Source organism: Moraxella sp. TY6, from assembly GCF_048551375.1.
GTDB lineage: Bacteria > Pseudomonadota > Gammaproteobacteria > Pseudomonadales > Moraxellaceae > Faucicola.
Window position 1 is genome coordinate 102,034 of sequence record NZ_JBLYZJ010000006.1, and the last position, 16,758, is coordinate 118,791.

At 43.3% G+C, this 16,758-nt stretch carries 12 protein-coding genes; 1 reads left to right on the forward strand and 11 read right to left on the reverse strand.

The features are described from left to right. Positions 1-135 precede the first annotated feature (135 nt). The 8 genes from ACK1U4_RS06210 to ACK1U4_RS06245 form a co-directional block, all read right to left on the reverse strand. Positions 136-6,141, reverse strand: coding sequence for a DNA repair ATPase (locus ACK1U4_RS06210; RefSeq protein WP_419400747.1), 6,006 nt, complete (start codon positions 6,139-6,141; stop codon positions 136-138). 18 nt (positions 6,142-6,159) lie between these two features. After that, a complete protein-coding gene (locus ACK1U4_RS06215) occupies positions 6,160-7,407 on the reverse strand; it encodes a DUF4062 domain-containing protein (RefSeq protein ID WP_419400748.1) in 1,248 nt (415 codons plus the stop codon). A gap of 37 nt (positions 7,408-7,444) precedes the next feature. Continuing rightward, on the reverse strand, positions 7,445-7,984 hold the full coding sequence (locus ACK1U4_RS06220; RefSeq protein WP_419400749.1) for a hypothetical protein: 540 nt from the start codon (positions 7,982-7,984) through the stop codon (positions 7,445-7,447). Between the two features lie 28 nt (positions 7,985-8,012). Further along, complete coding sequence (locus tag ACK1U4_RS06225; RefSeq protein ID WP_419400750.1) at positions 8,013-8,414, reverse strand: type II toxin-antitoxin system death-on-curing family toxin; 402 nt, start codon at positions 8,412-8,414, stop codon at positions 8,013-8,015. Further along, the gene (locus ACK1U4_RS06230; RefSeq protein ID WP_419400751.1) at positions 8,402-8,986 is read right to left on the reverse strand and encodes a virulence RhuM family protein; all 585 of its coding nucleotides are present in this window, start codon (positions 8,984-8,986) and stop codon (positions 8,402-8,404) included. Before ACK1U4_RS06230 ends, ACK1U4_RS06225 begins: the two co-directional genes overlap by 13 nt. 28 nt (positions 8,987-9,014) lie before the next feature. Beyond that, positions 9,015-11,021, reverse strand: coding sequence for a hypothetical protein (locus ACK1U4_RS06235; protein WP_419400752.1), 2,007 nt, complete (start codon positions 11,019-11,021; stop codon positions 9,015-9,017). A gap of 106 nt (positions 11,022-11,127) precedes the next feature. Continuing rightward, on the reverse strand, positions 11,128-11,589 hold the full coding sequence (locus ACK1U4_RS06240) for a hypothetical protein (RefSeq protein ID WP_419400753.1): 462 nt from the start codon (positions 11,587-11,589) through the stop codon (positions 11,128-11,130). Positions 11,590-11,639: 50 nt separating this feature from the next. Continuing rightward, the gene (locus ACK1U4_RS06245; RefSeq protein WP_419400754.1) at positions 11,640-12,383 is read right to left on the reverse strand and encodes a hypothetical protein; all 744 of its coding nucleotides are present in this window, start codon (positions 12,381-12,383) and stop codon (positions 11,640-11,642) included. Positions 12,384-12,532: 149 nt separating this feature from the next. On the opposite strand from ACK1U4_RS06245, the gene ACK1U4_RS06250 reads away from it, so the two are divergent. After that, entirely contained in the window at positions 12,533-13,345 is an 813-nt protein-coding gene (locus ACK1U4_RS06250; protein ID WP_419400755.1) for a thioesterase family protein, read from the forward strand. Between the two features lie 147 nt (positions 13,346-13,492). Here ACK1U4_RS06250 and ACK1U4_RS06255 read toward each other — a convergent pair whose 3' ends face one another. The 3 genes from ACK1U4_RS06255 to ACK1U4_RS06265 all read right to left on the reverse strand — a co-directional run bounded on the left by ACK1U4_RS06255 (position 13,493) and on the right by ACK1U4_RS06265 (position 16,252). Further along, positions 13,493-14,407, reverse strand: coding sequence for a bestrophin family protein (locus ACK1U4_RS06255; protein WP_419400756.1), 915 nt, complete (start codon positions 14,405-14,407; stop codon positions 13,493-13,495). Between the two features lie 245 nt (positions 14,408-14,652). Continuing rightward, positions 14,653-15,603 (reverse strand): metallophosphoesterase, encoded by a 951-nt coding sequence (locus ACK1U4_RS06260; protein ID WP_419400757.1) that lies wholly within the window; start codon positions 15,601-15,603, stop codon positions 14,653-14,655. Positions 15,604-15,622: 19 nt separating this feature from the next. Further along, on the reverse strand, positions 15,623-16,252 hold the full coding sequence (locus ACK1U4_RS06265) for a rhomboid family intramembrane serine protease (RefSeq protein WP_419400758.1): 630 nt from the start codon (positions 16,250-16,252) through the stop codon (positions 15,623-15,625). Between the last annotated feature and the right edge of the window lie 506 nt (positions 16,253-16,758).

A 16,758-nucleotide genomic window follows, 5' to 3' on the forward strand; every position in this document is an offset into this window, starting at 1 on the left:
GCTGTATTGTATCAGTTTGTGCGATAAAAGTTACACAGATTCATTTTCCTTACTATTATAAGGGAAAATCACACAAAAAAGCTATGGTTATTTATCACCAGTCGCAGGCTTTGCCAAATCCATTGATTTAACTTATTAATCACTAAAAATCTGATTGAGTTTTTGCAAGTTATTGACTATCAGCTTACCTGTTTGGTCGGTGCTGATGTCGATTTGCAGTTTCTCATCCAACCGCATGACGATGGGTTCTAACGCTTGTTTTAACCCCTCAATCAGTTGGCTGTTCGCTTGGCTATTAGTTTGACTGTTACTTTGAGCTTGCTTGTCGCTAGTTTCACCATTTGCCAATACCGATTCATCCGTTGGATTTACCACTTTTAACGCATTGATGGCGGTGACGAGGGTCAGTGCCAGTTCTTTGAGCAATGCCTGTTGCTGTTGTTGTTGCTGGAGTTCGACTTTGCGTTGGTGTTGGTAGAGTTGTCCAATTTTGGCAAAACTTTTTTCCACAAATACATTCAGGCTGTTTTCAAGGTGTTGGCTGTTTTGGCTGACCCATTGCTGTTGTTGGGCTTGTTGTAGCATTTGTTGCTCAAGCTGTTGTTTGGCATACACTTCATTGATTTTTAACAATAATTCATGTTCGGCTTGTTGGGTTTCGTCAAGATTTGGGGCAGTTTGTTGCTGTTGTACCCATTGCCCGACTTGCTGATTCATGCCTTGCACGCCTGCCACCAAGTCCACCAGTTGAGCCACCATGCGGTTGCCTGTGTCGCTACTGTCACCGCCCATCGCTTTGTTGCGTAAAAAGTCCGCCACGATTTGCGACCAACGAGCCTGTTCTGCCTCGGTCATCACGCCTCGGATTTGGGCAAGTTTTAGCAAGTTGCTTTCCGCCCCTGTGGTGAGCAGTTGTGCCTCGCCTTGATAGTGGTCGCCAATCAGTTGTTGCAGTTCGCTGTCGTTCATCACGGCAGAGAGTTTTTCGGTCATTTTGTTCATGTTGCGATAACTGCCCTGTAGCTTAAAGGCAGGCTCGGTGCGGTATTTGTCATCTTGCGAGGCAGAGGCGATATACTGCTGATTGACTTGTAAAATGACCTGTTGCACCGCAAGCATTTTTTGCAAAATCGCCACGATTTCTTGGATTTCGCTGTTGGCGTAGGGGTGGGTAAGTTCGCCCAATGCGGTGATTTTGCCTTGTGCCAAGTCGATAAATTGATACACATCCGCCATGTCACGGTTGGCAAGTGGGGCGAGAATGGCGTTACTGGTGAGGGCGTTTTCGAGGTAGCTTAACGCAAACACCTGTTCCATACCGTTCATCATGTCGCCGAGGTTGTAGATATCGGCACGGTTGGCAAGCATATCTGGGACTTTGAACACCTCGCCTGTTTCGGTGTAGGGGTTGCCCGCCATCACCACGCAGAATTTTTTGCCTCGCATATCGTAGGTTTTGCTTTCGCCTTGCCATACGCCGTCAATGCGTCTTGTGCCGTCTGTTAATGAGATAAATTTTTGTAAAAATTCGGCATGAGTATGCTGAATATCGTCCAAATACAACATGACATTGTTGCCCATTTCGAGGGCTAAATTCAGCTTTTCTAGCTCTCGACTGGCGGTGGCATTGGGGGCTTTGGCAGGGTCAAGCGAAGTCACCTCATGCCCCAGCGAAGGGCAGTTGATTTTCATAAAAATCAAGCCCAAACGGTTTGCCACATATTCCATCAAGGTAGTTTTGCCATATCCAGGGGGCGAAATCAGCATTAACAACCCCATCAAATCGGTGCGTTTGCTGTCGCCCAATGTGCCGATTTGTTTGGCAAGATTATCACCGATAATCGGCAAATAACTGTCATTAATCAAACGGTTACGCACAAAGGATGATAGCGGACGAGCGACAAATTCATCAAGGCGTAAATCCAACCGTGCTTGGGTCAGTAGGTCATGGCGTAGGCGTTGGTACTGGCGAAACTTCGGAATGGCGGTATGTTCATGCTGATAAAGTTGGCTTAAAAAACTGTCTAAGCTAAAGGTAAGCGTCTGATTCGGCAATTTGGGATGTTCGCCCAATAAGCGACTGACACTGACTTCAAGCGAAATCGGACTGATGTCACGCTGAAAGTTGGGCGTTTGTTTATCACTGCGAATCATCAACATAGCCACCGTTTCGGCAACATAATGCGATAGATTATCCATTGACAACTTGTCGGCTGATACGCCATCGGCTAATTGGCTGTCACTTTGGCGAAGTAAATCTAGCAAAGCGTTAAGCCATGTGGTCGCCAGTTCATAGGCTGATTTTGGCTCATGGCTCAGTTTCGACAACACCGATTGTAAATAGTTAAAACGCTCTAGCCCAACGGTGGTTTCAAGTTTTTGATAAAGTGTGTTCGCTTGTTGGGTGGTTTGCCAAAAAATACCATTCCCAAAAAGTCCACTATCTTTGTCAAACTCGCTTGATGTACTACTTGTACTATCTTCGCTCGTTTGCCTCGATATTGAACTTTTTGCTTTTGGTATTTGATTGAGGGTGTGATTTGCTGTTAAATCTATTTTTGCTAACCCCAAAACTTGAGCGAGATAGTCACTGGCTAAGTCAATCTGTGATTGGCTAAATAAATTTGGCATTTTGGCTTGGACAAATTCGCCCAAAACCGCACGAATATCCGCCACCAATAGATTTTTGGCGGTGTCACTGTGTAGGGCTTGTTGTAATTGATAAGCAGTAATCGCTCGGTCTTGCCAATGGCGAATTTCGGCTTGATGGGGGGTGAACCATGCTGTTTCCGCTTGCACTAAACTTGGTGAAGGGCTTGTCGAAGGGTTGGTAGTGGGATTTGAAACGTTATGGTTCGACAGGCTCACCACGAACGTTTTATTTTGCTGATGTAAAGTAATCTGCTCAAAGAAAATCTGTGCCAACGCTCGCACAGTCGGCTCAAAGGTGAGTAAATTGGCAGTCTGTAGCAACGGCAAAATCTGCAACAATATCAACACCGCATCATGGTCATGAATGCCTTTTTCGTAGCCAAATTGATAACTTGGCGTGATATAAGTTTTGACCAAATCCAGTAGCGGACTGTCATTTTCGGGGTTTGCAAGGTTGTGGCTCATTTCAAAGGCTTGATACAGCTTTTGGGTGGTCAAACCGTCTTGCCCTTGTTTGGCGGATTGTAGCAGACTGTACGCCAAATATTCCCCACGATAAATCTCACTGGTTTCACTAGGCAGGCTCATATCCCAATACTCGGATAGGCTGTTTAGCTCGGCATTGTCAATGGCTTGGTAAAAATTCGTGCCTGTCAAATGCAGGGTCAATACCGCTTGATTGTCGTCATTTTGGCGTGATAACAGGGTCAAATCTAGCGGTTGACTATTGACAGAAAACCGATGTTTACCCAGTTTTATCACATTACCATCATTTTCAAACAGCTCGGTTTTATCCTTTAAAGCCTTGTAGCTGTCGGTGGCGATGGCTTTGAGGCGTGCGTCAATGTCGTCAGCTTTGACACTAAAGCCCAGTTCACGCAAGGTTTTACCAATGCCTTTAACTTTTTGCACCAAGGCATCCGAGGCAAAGTAAGTGTTAAGGCTCGCCTCATCGCTAAAGCCTGTCGTGCCACTAGCCATCACACGTTTGGCGATACTGGCAAGCATTCGTTGGGCGGAATCGCTTAAGTTTTGGGCTTTTTTGTTGCGTTCGTCCAGTAGCCGTTGTTTATGCCCTTTAAAACTGTCGATGACCTCTTCACGTTTTGCCAGTAATTCTTCGCCAAATTGAACTTGCACCGCCTCGACATCGACAAATTGCCCCTCAAGCTCTTCAAGTTGCACCAACAACCGTGCCAACTGCTCATCGGCTTGCTCTGGCGTGTTGGCAAGCGACAACGCATTGGCAATCGACTGGCTAAATAGGCGAAATTGTGCCGAAAACTGTGCCACCGCCTCAGTCGCCCCAAAACTTTGGCGTTGGTGATTGAGCTTGGCTTTGGACTGGTTGAGTTTGGCATAAACCTGCGAAATTTGGTCGATAATCTGCGTGCGTACCGTGGCATCAGCGACATCAAGGGTCGCCAAAATCTCGGTCAATACATCCAGCCCATGAGCCGTGTCATTGATGGTGGTCAAAATCGGCTCAAGCTCGGCATGGGTGGTCGCCGAATCTCGCTGACTGTCAAGCTGTGTCAATAGCGTGTCAAAACTGGCAAACGCTTGGCTATCGCTCAAAAACGCCACCGTCTGCTCGGCAAGTTGGCTTTCGGCTTGGCTAAGGTCTGCCTTGAGGCTGTCTAGGCGAGCGGTATCAAGGTAGCGAAGTCCCTCAAGGCTAATCAATCGCCCTTGTTGCTGACGCAGTTGGCTCAACGCATTGACATAATCGCCAATGTTCACAAAAGTCGTGGTGCTGACTTGACGCAGTAGGTCGGTCTGCTCACTGTGGGCGGTGTCGAGGGCAGTTTGGGTTTGTTTTTGGATGGCTTGGACTTTGGCAAATTCATCAATTACCAACCCACTGGTATCAATGATTTGTCGAATGGTGTCTGCCAATTCCGCCAATTGCGGTTCGGCAAGCCAATAATAACTGTCAAACAGCTTACTGGCGGTCGAGGCAAGCTGTTGATATAGCTTTTGCGATACGCTTTGATTGGCAATCAGCCGTGCCACACTGTACAAATCAGCAATCCCTCGCACAAGGGCTTTATTGCCGATTTTGCCATAAAACCCAGTCGCCTCGCCCTGTTGACTGGCGTATTCTTCGGAGGTAAAAGGCGTTTGCCAAATCTGCATCGGATGAATACGAGTGACCTCGTCACTGCTAAACAGCACCATCACGCCATTGGGGGCAAGGGCAAAACCATGACAAAAAATCGGATTTTGTAATTGTTTTTTGATTAAATTATAGCCAAACAGTCCATACAGCCCTGCGACACTGTCATAAAACACAAACAGCACATCCTCGCCATTGGGTGAGGCGATTTTTTTGAAAAAACTCAACGCATTATCAGTGTGTTGGCTGTTGCTCGGCTCATCAAACCGCTTGTGTTCGCCTGTTTGCAAATAATAGCCATTGGGAAACACAATGCCGTGATTTTCGGGCAACTGCACGCACGATTGCCCAATCGCATCAAGGCGAGTGACCTGCTCGGTCAGACTGTTGTACACCAAATAGCGGTAATTATCCTCACGATACGGCAAAATCTTTAATAAAATCAAACTGCCAACTTTGGCATAAAACACACTGGCATCGCTCACCGCTTGGGTGCTGTCTTGCACGTTTTCTTGATAAATGCCTGTCGCTATATTCGGATTATTATCAAGCTTGACGGTCAACGAACCGCCCACCGTTGACACAAAAATCGTGTCCAAAATATTGCTATGCGGATATTTGCCATTGACCAGTTGCTCACGAGTGACCGCCGTCCAGTCAAAATCATAGGCAGGGGGCAGGGCGATATCTCGCTCGCCACGATTGTCGATATACTGAATCGCCAAGCCGTCTGGGGCGTTGGCATCAAAGCTAATGCCAAAACGAAATACTCGGATATCGCTAATGCGTTCGCCAATCTGAAAGGCAAGCAGTAGTTTACTATCCTTGAGGGTAAGCTGTAGCAGTTTGGTCTGTTTGTAGTAGCGGTATAGCTCGTCAAAGTCTTGTTTAAAACTGCCTTGGCTCAAAAATGAGGTGGCTAAATCCACCGCTTGCAGGTGATATTCGGCTGGCGAGGGGTTGGTGTTGTCGTCAGTATTTCCAGTATTCCCAATATTCCCAGTGTCGGCAGTGTCCGTATGGTCTGCCGAAATGAGGCTAACTTGATTGGGGTCAATCAGCCGATACAGGGCAAATACGTCATCAAGGGTGGTGTCTTGCTTGATACCTGTTTGGGTGTTGTAGCCAAATAGTAGGTAATTGCCGACTTGCACGAGGTCACGAGCGAGGGCGTTGTGTTCGGTGCGGATGGGGGTGCGAGCGAGTAGTTGAAGTTGGGTGTTGCCAAATTCGGACAGGCGTGCGTCATTTAACGCTTGGGTTTGTTGGCTCAAGCGGTTGCCTTGCTCGGTGAGGCGTTTCTTGATTAAGTCGTAAGCGTTGCCTGTGGCGACGGCTTTACTTTGTTGGTCTTGGGTTTCATTATTCATAGAACAATCCAAAATAAATTATTCATTTATACTTTTAATTTCATCTTTATCAAGCTCTTTACAATTTTTCATTAAATCCGAATGGTCAAATAGTACAGGTGCTTTGTATTCATTCCCTTGTAATGCTTCGATAATAGCATTAGAGATGAGGTTTATATTTGAAAAAGAACCGCCAATAAAGAATAGGTTTAACAAATCAGAAGTTAATATTTCATATCTCCCAATACGCTTTCCTCTATTATTTATCTCTTTTATTTTCATCATCCAACCACTTACATCCCTATTATTCGCTTCAAATAGTAATATACATTTCTTAAGCTTGGATAATGCTAAATATATCGGTGTCTTTGAATATGATTTCTTTTTTAAATCGTATTTAAAAAAAGCTTTTGAAGTCAAAACTTCATTTATAACATTCACATCAATCGAAATCTTTGATGTCATACAATTCATCAAGCATGATAATGAAAAAAATTGCCACTCAGAACTAGGCAAAGTAATAGTTTCATCAATTGAGCAGGGCAAACGAATTTTTTCTAATAAGTTTTCCGCAGATGTATGGATAAGAAATCTATTATTTTTTAAATCTTTTCTTAAACTATCTTGAAAGATTTTCAATTCATTTAATAAAATCTCAATATAAAGTTTTGCTTCTAAATCTCCTAAATAAATTAATGAATATAATGAGTCCACAATTTCTCTAAAACTCTCAAACTGCCTAATCCAGTTTCCAGAAGGTAACTCTCCTTTACCCGATAGAGCATTCTTTGTATCGGTATTTCTTCCGATCTCCTCAACAAAATCTGAGATATATACTGCATCGTTGGAAAACTTTGTAGGTGCATTTATTACATTTTCTATTAAATCCTTATCAAATAACTCAAGTTTATTTAAATATTTAGCCAATTCATTCCTAGTTTCTTTTAATTGCCAAACATCACGTCTTACAAATGATATAATTTCAAGCTTCCCTTGTTGGTGTAGTTTGTAAGCGTGTCTGTATTCCTGTCTAGTAATACTTATTTTGTTTGTCTTATCGAACCAACCGCCAACTCTAGTGCCAACGAGCAAAATAAAATAATCACATTCATCTATAAGATTTAAACAAGCATGGTAACTATGAACATTTCCATCAACTTTAAAGTCACTACTTTCTGAAGTAAAAACAATATATCCATGTTGCTCCAAATAAAATTTTAAAGCAGACCGTAAATCTTTAAAGTCATAAATTGTTGATGAAATAAAAACTTTAGGTGTATTATTCATGGTTACCCTTATGTAGTTTTAACAATAGCTATCAATCCTAAGCGAATAATAACGAACGAATTTCAGCACGTTTTGGGTGACTATCAAGCCATTTCCCAAACTCACTCACCCTCTCAAAATCATCCCCCAACAACTGATGATAATGCTCACTCACCGCCTGTTCTTTGGCTTGCTCTCGCAAATCCTTTTGCCACGGCTCGCTCATAATCTCCGTCAACTTATCTTGGATTTTGAGCTGTTTTAACAACTCCCACTCACCTTGGTCTAGCCACACATCATAACAAGTATGACAAACATTAATCGTATTGTTATGCTCATTATTGATACGGTATTTCAGCATAAATTTATGGCAATGCTGACAGATTAGGGCGTTTTCGGTATTGGTCAACTCATCAATCACCACAGGCTCATCACTTTGCTTGTCCGCCTCGATACTAGACGCATTGTCCTCCGACCATGCACGATAAGTCAGTAAATCAAGATGCGTACCGTGGCATTTCTCGCAACGTAACGCAGGCAACCCCAAATCCAATTTGGTGGGTTTTAGGCTCTCGGTCTTACATTGATAACAAAACATCGTAATGCTCCTTGTTTAATGAATGCTATTAATCATCTATTGACGCTGTTAAGCCTAACGGATTTAACAACAATTTCACCACACCCACCATCTTATCTTTATCCGCAGGGTCAGATTCTGCAATCAAAATCGTCAACGTTGTCAACGTTTGCGGATTGATTTTATCCCGAAAATCATAGCCAAATTTCTGCAATAACCAAATAAATGCAAATGCACCACTTCGTTTATTGCCATCATTAAACGGATGATTTTTAATGATAAAATATAGCAAATGAGCGGATTTTTCTTCAATCGTGGCATACGCATCCTGCCCAAACACACTCTGAAATACATTGCCAAAAATCCCTGCCAATGCCCCCTCGGTTTTTTCTTGGGCGAATAATTCAGTTGCTTCGCCTTTACTTATCAATTCGGTTTTCAATAACGCCAAATCCCTTGCAACGCCTCGCTAGACGTTTCTATCGACTGCGAGTTGCCTTGTTCTGGAAATGCATTTTTGTCATAACTATCTAGCGTAAACCAAGTGTCTGAAAACTTTTGAATTAATGATAGAATCTCATTGGTTTCAATATTAGGATTGTTGTGCGTTAGGGCTTTTAAATCTTCCAATGTCTGCAAAAACTGCTGTCGATTTTCCTTTAAGCGTTGCTGATTAATCGCATAGCCTTGAATGAGATAGTCTTTTAGACGTTGGGTCGCCCATCTGCGAAAAGCAACACCCTGTGACGATTTAACACGATAGCCAACAGAAATAATAGTTTCTAAATCATAAAAAACCACAGGACGGTCGGAATTTGCAATATGCATTTTTTGCATATTGCTTTTTTCTTCAATTTCGCCTTCTTCAACTGCATTATTAATGTGCCTAGAAATAACGGATTGATTCCTACCAAATAACTCACCCATTTGGGCTTGTGACAACCAAACCGTCTGGTTATCAAACCGTACATCAATGTGGGTCGTACCATCGTTGGCTGTGTAGATTTCTACGGCATTTTGCATAGGTTAATTCTCTTTGAAATTTGAAAAATTATTCTGCATTGTTTGCTGAGTTATTTGTTGCCGAATTTTGGTTATCTAAACCATTCACCGATTTAGCGACTTTATCAGCAATGACATGATTAATTAACCCATTTAACACATTGGATTTACCTGCCAATCCATCAATCGCCTTACCAATCGACAAGGATTTGGCAAAGTTATCAAAGAAATGTTCCTCACCGCCCACAATGTCGATTTTGGCTTTTTGTAGGGCAGTGGCAAGCACTTCGGCATTTTCTTTGGCGATTTCTTTGCCTGCTTCAATGGATGCCAATGCCTCTTGTAGAGCGGTTTCCAGCCCCATACGGTATTCTTCATGCTCACGAGCAGATTGGCTCATGCTACCCATCGCATTGAATTTTTCCACCAAGCCATCGGCTTCGGCTTTGAAGTGCTGACGAGTGACTTCGGCTTTGGCAAGTCCCACTTCTCGCTCGGCTTTGGCGTTGGATTCGCCACGCACGGCAATGACCTCGGCATTTGCCAAGCCAATTTCACGGTCGGCAACCGCTTGGGCTTGACCAGATTTAAGGCGAGCTTCGGCTTCGGCTTCGCCAGTGGCTTTGATGACATTGGCTTTGGCAAGTCCTTCTTTCTCAAGGGCAACGGCTTTGGCTTCTTGAATCACCGCTTCGGCTACGCCATGAGCAGATTCTTCGGCTTTGATACCTTCTGCCAGTTTAATTTTGGCATCGGCTTCTTTTTGAGCAGAATCGAGTTTGGCTTGAGCAAGGGTGATGATTTCTTGGGCTTTATGGCGAGCGGATAGCTCTTGAGCCTCGGCTTCTTTGACCTGACGGACTTTGATTTCTTCGGCTTCGGCTTCGGCAGCCAAGATTTTGGTTTGTTTGGCACGGTCGGCTTCAGAGATTTGGCGGACTTCTTTGATACGCTCTTCTTCCATTGCCACGGTTTTATCCACGGCGACACGCTCACGCACCACATTGGCGATTTCTTTTTTCTCTTGCTCAATGGCTCGTTCGGCTTCGATACGTTGTAGCTCGACTTCACGCTCACGAGAGACGATTTCTAACGCACGGGCTTTGGTGACTTTTTCTTCTTCAATCGCCACCGCACGCAGACGGTTTTGGCTGGCGACTTCGATTTCACGTTGTTGGATTTCACGTTGCACCGCCAAATCTTGCTCGACCAAAATCACCGCACTTTCGGCTTTTTTGCGTTCTTCTTCTTGAATGCGTTTGGTTTCGGCTTCCTCACGAGCGATAGACGAGGCGACTTCACGGCGTTGTTTGGCGGTGGCATCGGCTTGTTGGCGTTCTAGCTCTAGCATGGCTTCGGCGGTTTCGACATTTTTCTTTTTGATTGCCAGTTCTTGATTTCGCTCAAGTTCATTGGTATGCACGTTCTGCACAGCAGTGATTTCGGTGATTTTGCGAATACCTTCCGCATCTAGGATATTGTTGGGGTCAAGCGAGATTTTGGGGGTTTGCTCAAGGTAATCAATCGCCACATCTTCGAGGACATAACCTCCCAAGTCATTACCAATTTCACGGATAATGCGTTCACGAAATTCATGGCGATTTTCAAAAAGTTTAATAAAATCAATTTGTTTTCCCACGGTTTTGAGGGCTTCGGCAAATTTGGCATTAAACAGCTCATTGACGGCATCTTTGTCGGACGCTCGCTCGACACCGACCGTTTTGGCGACTTTTAGCACGTCTTCGGCAGTTTCGTTGACACGCAGATAAAAGGCGACCGAGATATCCGCTCGGATATTGTCACGGCAAATCAAGCCCTCTTTGCCACGTTTATCGACCTCAAGGCGAATTAGGGCAATCCGCATAAGTTCTTTGCGGTTGATGACGGGCCAAACCAGACCACCGTCAAACCGCACAGAAATTTTGTTGATACCATTGATAATTAAGGCATTGCCTTGGTCAATTTTGTAATAAAAGGCTTTGAGCATGAGTAGCAGTGCCATCACAAATACAAATACGATGACCACGACCACGCCGACCATAATTAGAATATCCATGTTTATTTCCTCTTTAAAATTTTTTTGGTTTAACTATTTTGTTTGAAAAATGGTTTCATAGCGTGGTTTTGCAATTTATTTAGCATAACCTTCGTTAATGAAAAATTCAGTTAAAAAACTCGCTTACTTTATGTGGTTGGGGCAAAATTTGATTTAAAAAATCACTATAATTAAAGCTACCATCTTGATTTTTATAATCATTTTTAACAAATATATCATCTATCCAGTGACTATGACCTATTAAAGTATTTAGTTGATTAATAGTTGCTACTTCGCTAATTTCATTAAAGTTTTTGTTAAACAGATTGGTTAAAAGTCTATGAATTTCTGCTCGTAGCCTGCCATGCTCACTATTAGGATATTCAGCGATTTTTTGAAAAAATTTAGCATAATCAAAACGATTATCTGTATTAAAAAAATCATTTGACCAAAATACCAAATCACTCCAGTAAGGGTCGGGTGATAGTTGCGAAATTTGCTCAAATAATTTGGCTTGATGCTCTTCTGCCAAATCACCTTTCAATAATTGTTCGAGTAATAATTGAATTTTCTGCTCGTTTTCTGTCATTTATTTATCTCAAAAGTTTTATAATGTTGATTTCTAATTCAAAAAACCAGTCAATTCAATCCTTTAACACGGTAGGCATTACTATCGCCCAAATACTCCACCAAAACCACCGTATCGCCCTGCACAAAATTTTTATCAAACGCTCGCACCTTTAAAATCAACCCTGCACCGCCATCATTGATGACCGCTTCGCCATGTGTATCATCGACCGTCATCGTCCGCACCACAGCCACTTGACCGACCAACGTATGATGACTGGTCACAGGTGAACTGGCAAAACGCTTGCGAATCGGTGCGACAATCAGCCCACTAATGGCTAAACTAACAATGCTAATGGCAAGCAAAGTAAAAGTCGCAATGACAAAATAGCCAATCCCACTTGCCAAACTGGGCGGTAAAATCGCCTCAAGTAACACACCATTGAGATAACTTAACACCCAACCTACCAAGCCAAACAACGTCAAAATGATAAAAATTGGCACGCCTTGCAAACCAAACTTTAGCAAAATACTGGCAATTAGCCCCATATCACCGTCATGGTGGTGGGCGTGGGTATGGTGAGCGTGGTGGGTATTTGCGTCTGCGTGCAAATCAGCATGTGGGGCATGGTGAAAACCGTTTGTATCTCCAGACATATCAGCGTGAAAATCGGTATCCACATCGACCAAACCGAACACCGATACTAGCCAATATAAGGTGACAAATAGCACCAAGGCGGTAAAAATCACCGTGGGGTAATGGCTGATATTTACCAAAAATGTTTGCATGGCAGGGCTAGTGAAAAACTCGGACATCGGTATTCTCAATGGTGAAAAAGGGAATATAGGAAATAATGTTGAGTTAATATAGCATAAAATCATGGATGTGTAATGATATTCACCTTTTAGCAGGGCTTTATGCTAAAATTTTTGGCACTTAACAGACAGCAATAAAAAGGACTTTTATGACAACCTTTTACACCCTTATCAATCGAGTAACCACCGACAACATCACCACCGCCCACTATACCGCCAACTACCCCTCACAAGGGGCATGGAACGAACATGAACAACACATGGCAGCCTCGACAGGGGTACTCAGCTATGAACTTGAGAAGTTTTTCCCTCGTGCCGATATGCGAATTGGTCGGATTAGCCTTGATATTTTTGGCTTGATTCATTTTGGTGATTTTAGCATTACCACCCAAGTCATTCGTGGTGGACGCACCATCGAGCTGATAGAAGCCAAGATGGAAGCCAATGGTAAAACCTGTATCGTGGCTCGTGCATGGCGAATGCAGACCAGTGACACCTCAGCAGTGGCAGGGCTAGAAGATGACCATATCGGACATCCCGAAAATTACTCTGATTGGGATGGCATGAAGCATTGGGGTGGGGGATTTATCAATAGTATCTACCTCAAAGCCGACCCCAATAACCGTCAAGGTGAGGGCATCGTGTGGGTGAATACCGATGTCGAGATGGTCACCGAAAACGGCAAAGCCATGCCAACCTCTGACTTCGTGCATCTGATGGGGATGGTCGATAGTGCCAATGGCATCGTGCCACGTATTCATCAGCCAAATGGTATTGAATGGTTATTTCCCAATTTGGATTTACAAATTCATTTGCATCGCTTACCGCAAGGGCGATGGCTAGGGCTAGAAACGGTTCAGCAAATCGGTAAAGATGGCGTGGGATTGACCAGTAGCGTGTTGCATGATGTACATGGGGCGTTTGGGCGGAGTGAACAGATTTTGACGGTGAGGGAGATGTAATTGGTTTATATTTTATACAGCTAAGATAGTCGTATAAAATTATCTAGCTCTACTTTATCCAAAAACCCTAATGCAAAAAATGAAATGATATAACTGATTAAATAATAAGTAATATAGGGGATTAACGATTTTGTAGAAAGATTCATTTTACAGTACCACATAATCTGGCAATGGCTCACGATTATCCTTTTCAAACGTCTGCCCGCTTAGACTCGCCAACTGCGTTTCAATGGTATCGCACATCATACACAACGGCAAATCATTGTCATTCACCCCAAACGGCTCGCTAATCTCATCGACAATCTCATTGAGTGCCATAAAAGTATAACCAATAAACGCCACCAAAAACGGTGTCACCCAGCCAATCGTATTACCCAGCCCAAACGGCAACATAAAACAATACAAATACACCGTACGATGCAACAGCACAAAATACGCAAACGGAATCGGCGTGTTATTAATCCGCTCACAACCTGCCTGTACATGGGCGATTTCCCCCACGCTTTTATCAAGGCTTTGCCATTGCAAACTATCAATCCGCCCATCAGCGTGCCAATCTGCCAATGTCTGCCCCATCATTTGAGTGAGAAGTAGAGCGGTAAAAGGTTGATTTAGCAACGGATTACGTTGTTCGGCAGTCAAAATCCGCTCAAGGGTCAGCTGATTATCCACCCCTCGCAGTTGCAACCGCAGGCAATGTACAAAGGCAATTTGTAAACGGATAAAGGCTTGTTTGTCGCTTATCGTCACATTTGATAAGGTCAAAACTTGGCGAGCAATATTGCGAGAAAGCCAAACCAACGTCCCCCACAGCTTACGCCCTTCCCAAAAACGGTCATACGCTGAGGCATTACAAAAACCATGAAAAATCGCAAGCGAAATCCCAAGCAAGGCAAACACGGACGGATTTAGCGGTACAGGGGTTTTGGTGATATGAGTTTGGTAATAATAGATAAAGGCGGAAAAGACAAACAGCACCGTCTGTGGCACAATCAGTTGCCGAAAATACGACCCCTGCATGACAAACAGCATTTTGAATGGTTGGATGGCACGTTTTATCATAGACGGTACTTTTTAGAATAACATCGAACTTACGCAAATTATAACTTCATCTTTGAATAAAGACACTAGACCCCTGTATTCACAGGGGTGACGAGTAATTAAAATATTTTCGTCATTCCTGCGAATGCAGGAATCCAGTGTCTTTTACGTAAATCCTATAACAAAAGAGTTGAATCCCAAAAATCCCTCTTGGCTCAAAAGCGGACTACTCCCCTCCTTTGTCAAAGGAGGGGCTTGGGGAGGATTTAATAAATATACTGCACAAAATTATCCGCTGACAAGCTCGGATTATCGGTATCAAATTGATAAGCGGTCAAATATCCGCCTTTCACCGCTGAATAATCGACACATACCACTTGCTCAGACAACGGCTGTGGCACGCCAGTCAACCAATAATGCCCCACAAATACGAACTTATCAGTGGTCAAGCGAAAATCAATTTCATCGGCTAAGGTTTCGACAGGAATATGCAACAAATCCGACTGCCCTGCCCTTGCGACATGGTGAATCGGCAAGCGTGCATTCGGCTGTTTTAATTCAGGAAGCCACCATTGTACACGCACTTTTTTGCGTTTTGTGCCTTCTTTATCCAAATAAAAATGCCCGTCTGGTAGGCGAGTTTCTACGCCTTTTAAGACACGTTCTAACGCTTCAAACTCTGTTGTACCTTGATACGAAGTCAGTTGTAACGCTTCATCGGTCAAGCGATTATCCGCCGTCAATAACGGCTGTAACACCGCCATCGCCTCGCCATCCCAACAGGCATGTACAAAACACACATTATCCAACTCAAGCCATAATGGCAACTCAAAAAACCGTTTGAGCCAAAAATGGTGCAATTCACTGTCAAAACCGACTTCATCAAGAAACGCTTGGTGTTGGGTGACATTACTTGGCTTATTATGGGAGCGTAAATACTCGCTTGAATTGCGTTTATCAGACGTGGCAAATGCCAACGCATTGTACTCGTGATTACCCATCACCGCCAATGCCGAGCCATTATCCAGCATGGCAAACACGATTTCGAGGGTTTTGAGTTCTTGGCGACCACGGTCAATTAAATCGCCAATAAACACCGCTTGATGATTAGGCGGTGGGGCGAAAAATTTGCCATTATCCACATAGCCCAACTGCGTTAACAAGCCGATGAGTTTATCCGCTTGACCATGAATATCGCCGATGACATCGTAAATCATAGCTACCTCTTTGGTAATTTTAACCACCCATCCCTAAAAACCGTGGGTGCATCAAGGCATTAAAAAAGTGTTGCACAATCGCAGGTTCAACGGCAATGGTAGCGAGCATCCCAAAAACCCCACCAACCAAATGAGCAGAATGGTTGATATTACCACGCCCTTGACCGTCCGCCCACACGCTATAGCCCACATATAGCCCTGCAAACACAATCGCTGGTACAGGGATAAAGAACACCAATAGTGTACTCCACGGATTCATCAATACATAGCTAAACACCACTGCCGACACTGCCCCAGACGCACCAAGACTGCTATAGCGAGGGTTGTTTTTATGCTTCATATAGGTCGGAATAATCGCCACCACAATCGCTGTCAAATAAAACAGTACATAGGCAATCGTGCCTGCACTGTCCATAAAAAACCGCTGTACCACATTACCAAATGAAAACAAGGTAAACATATTAAAAAACAAGTGCATACCATCGGCATGAATAAAGCCATGCGTCACAAAACGGTCAACTTGCCCACGCTGTACCGCAGGCGGATAAAAAATCAGCCGTTGCATCAGTTGGGGCGACTGCCATGCAAGCAAGCTCACCACCACGGTGATAATGACGATAAATAAATTATGATTGTAAATCAGTGACATAGTTTGTCCAAAGCAAATAAGATAATAATGAAAATCGGAATAAAGTAGTAATTTAGCACACTACTTGTGCAAAACCAATTTGTTCACAACAGCCGATTACATAAACTACAAAAGCCTTACTTATCACTACTCACCCATTTCACCAATAATTGACCCCATTCTTGCTCCCAAATATTTTTACAAAACTTAACATAAACTGAATTTTGCTACTTAATTTTCACAAAAGCCCTCGTGGTAACGCAAAGGTTGCTCAAATAAAAACAAAACTTACCTAATTGTTACTTTAAAATAACTGAACGCAGGAAAATTTTCTATTATCTTAGGCTCAATTGTTAAAGGTTAGCAAAATTGATATAAAAACGGCTGTGATTAATAATCAAAATTTTATATTTATCGCTAACTTGCAACTAATTTATCATGTTATTAGACATGCGTTGGTAAATTAGTTGATAATCACATCGCTTATCGTGGTAGTTATGTTTACGTGATAGTTATGTTTAATGGTT

Bases quoted from the DNA above. Each gene is read 5' to 3' on its own strand.
- ACK1U4_RS06265 (WP_419400758.1), bottom strand. From the start codon at position 16,252: ATGTCACTGATTTACAATCATAATTTATTTATCGTCATTATCACCGTG.
- ACK1U4_RS06255 (WP_419400756.1), bottom strand. From the start codon at position 14,407: ATGATAAAACGTGCCATCCAACCATTCAAAATGCTGTTTGTCATGCAG.
- ACK1U4_RS06260 (WP_419400757.1), bottom strand. From the start codon at position 15,603: ATGATTTACGATGTCATCGGCGATATTCATGGTCAAGCGGATAAACTC.
- ACK1U4_RS06210 (WP_419400747.1), bottom strand. From the start codon at position 6,141: ATGAATAATGAAACCCAAGACCAACAAAGTAAAGCCGTCGCCACAGGC.
- ACK1U4_RS06235 (WP_419400752.1), bottom strand. From the start codon at position 11,021: ATGGATATTCTAATTATGGTCGGCGTGGTCGTGGTCATCGTATTTGTA.
- ACK1U4_RS06245 (WP_419400754.1), bottom strand. From the start codon at position 12,383: ATGTCCGAGTTTTTCACTAGCCCTGCCATGCAAACATTTTTGGTAAAT.
- ACK1U4_RS06230 (WP_419400751.1), bottom strand. From the start codon at position 8,986: ATGCAAAATGCCGTAGAAATCTACACAGCCAACGATGGTACGACCCAC.
- ACK1U4_RS06250 (WP_419400755.1), top strand. From the start codon at position 12,533: ATGACAACCTTTTACACCCTTATCAATCGAGTAACCACCGACAACATC.
- ACK1U4_RS06220 (WP_419400749.1), bottom strand. From the start codon at position 7,984: ATGTTTTGTTATCAATGTAAGACCGAGAGCCTAAAACCCACCAAATTG.
- ACK1U4_RS06215 (WP_419400748.1), bottom strand. From the start codon at position 7,407: ATGAATAATACACCTAAAGTTTTTATTTCATCAACAATTTATGACTTT.
- ACK1U4_RS06240 (WP_419400753.1), bottom strand. From the start codon at position 11,589: ATGACAGAAAACGAGCAGAAAATTCAATTATTACTCGAACAATTATTG.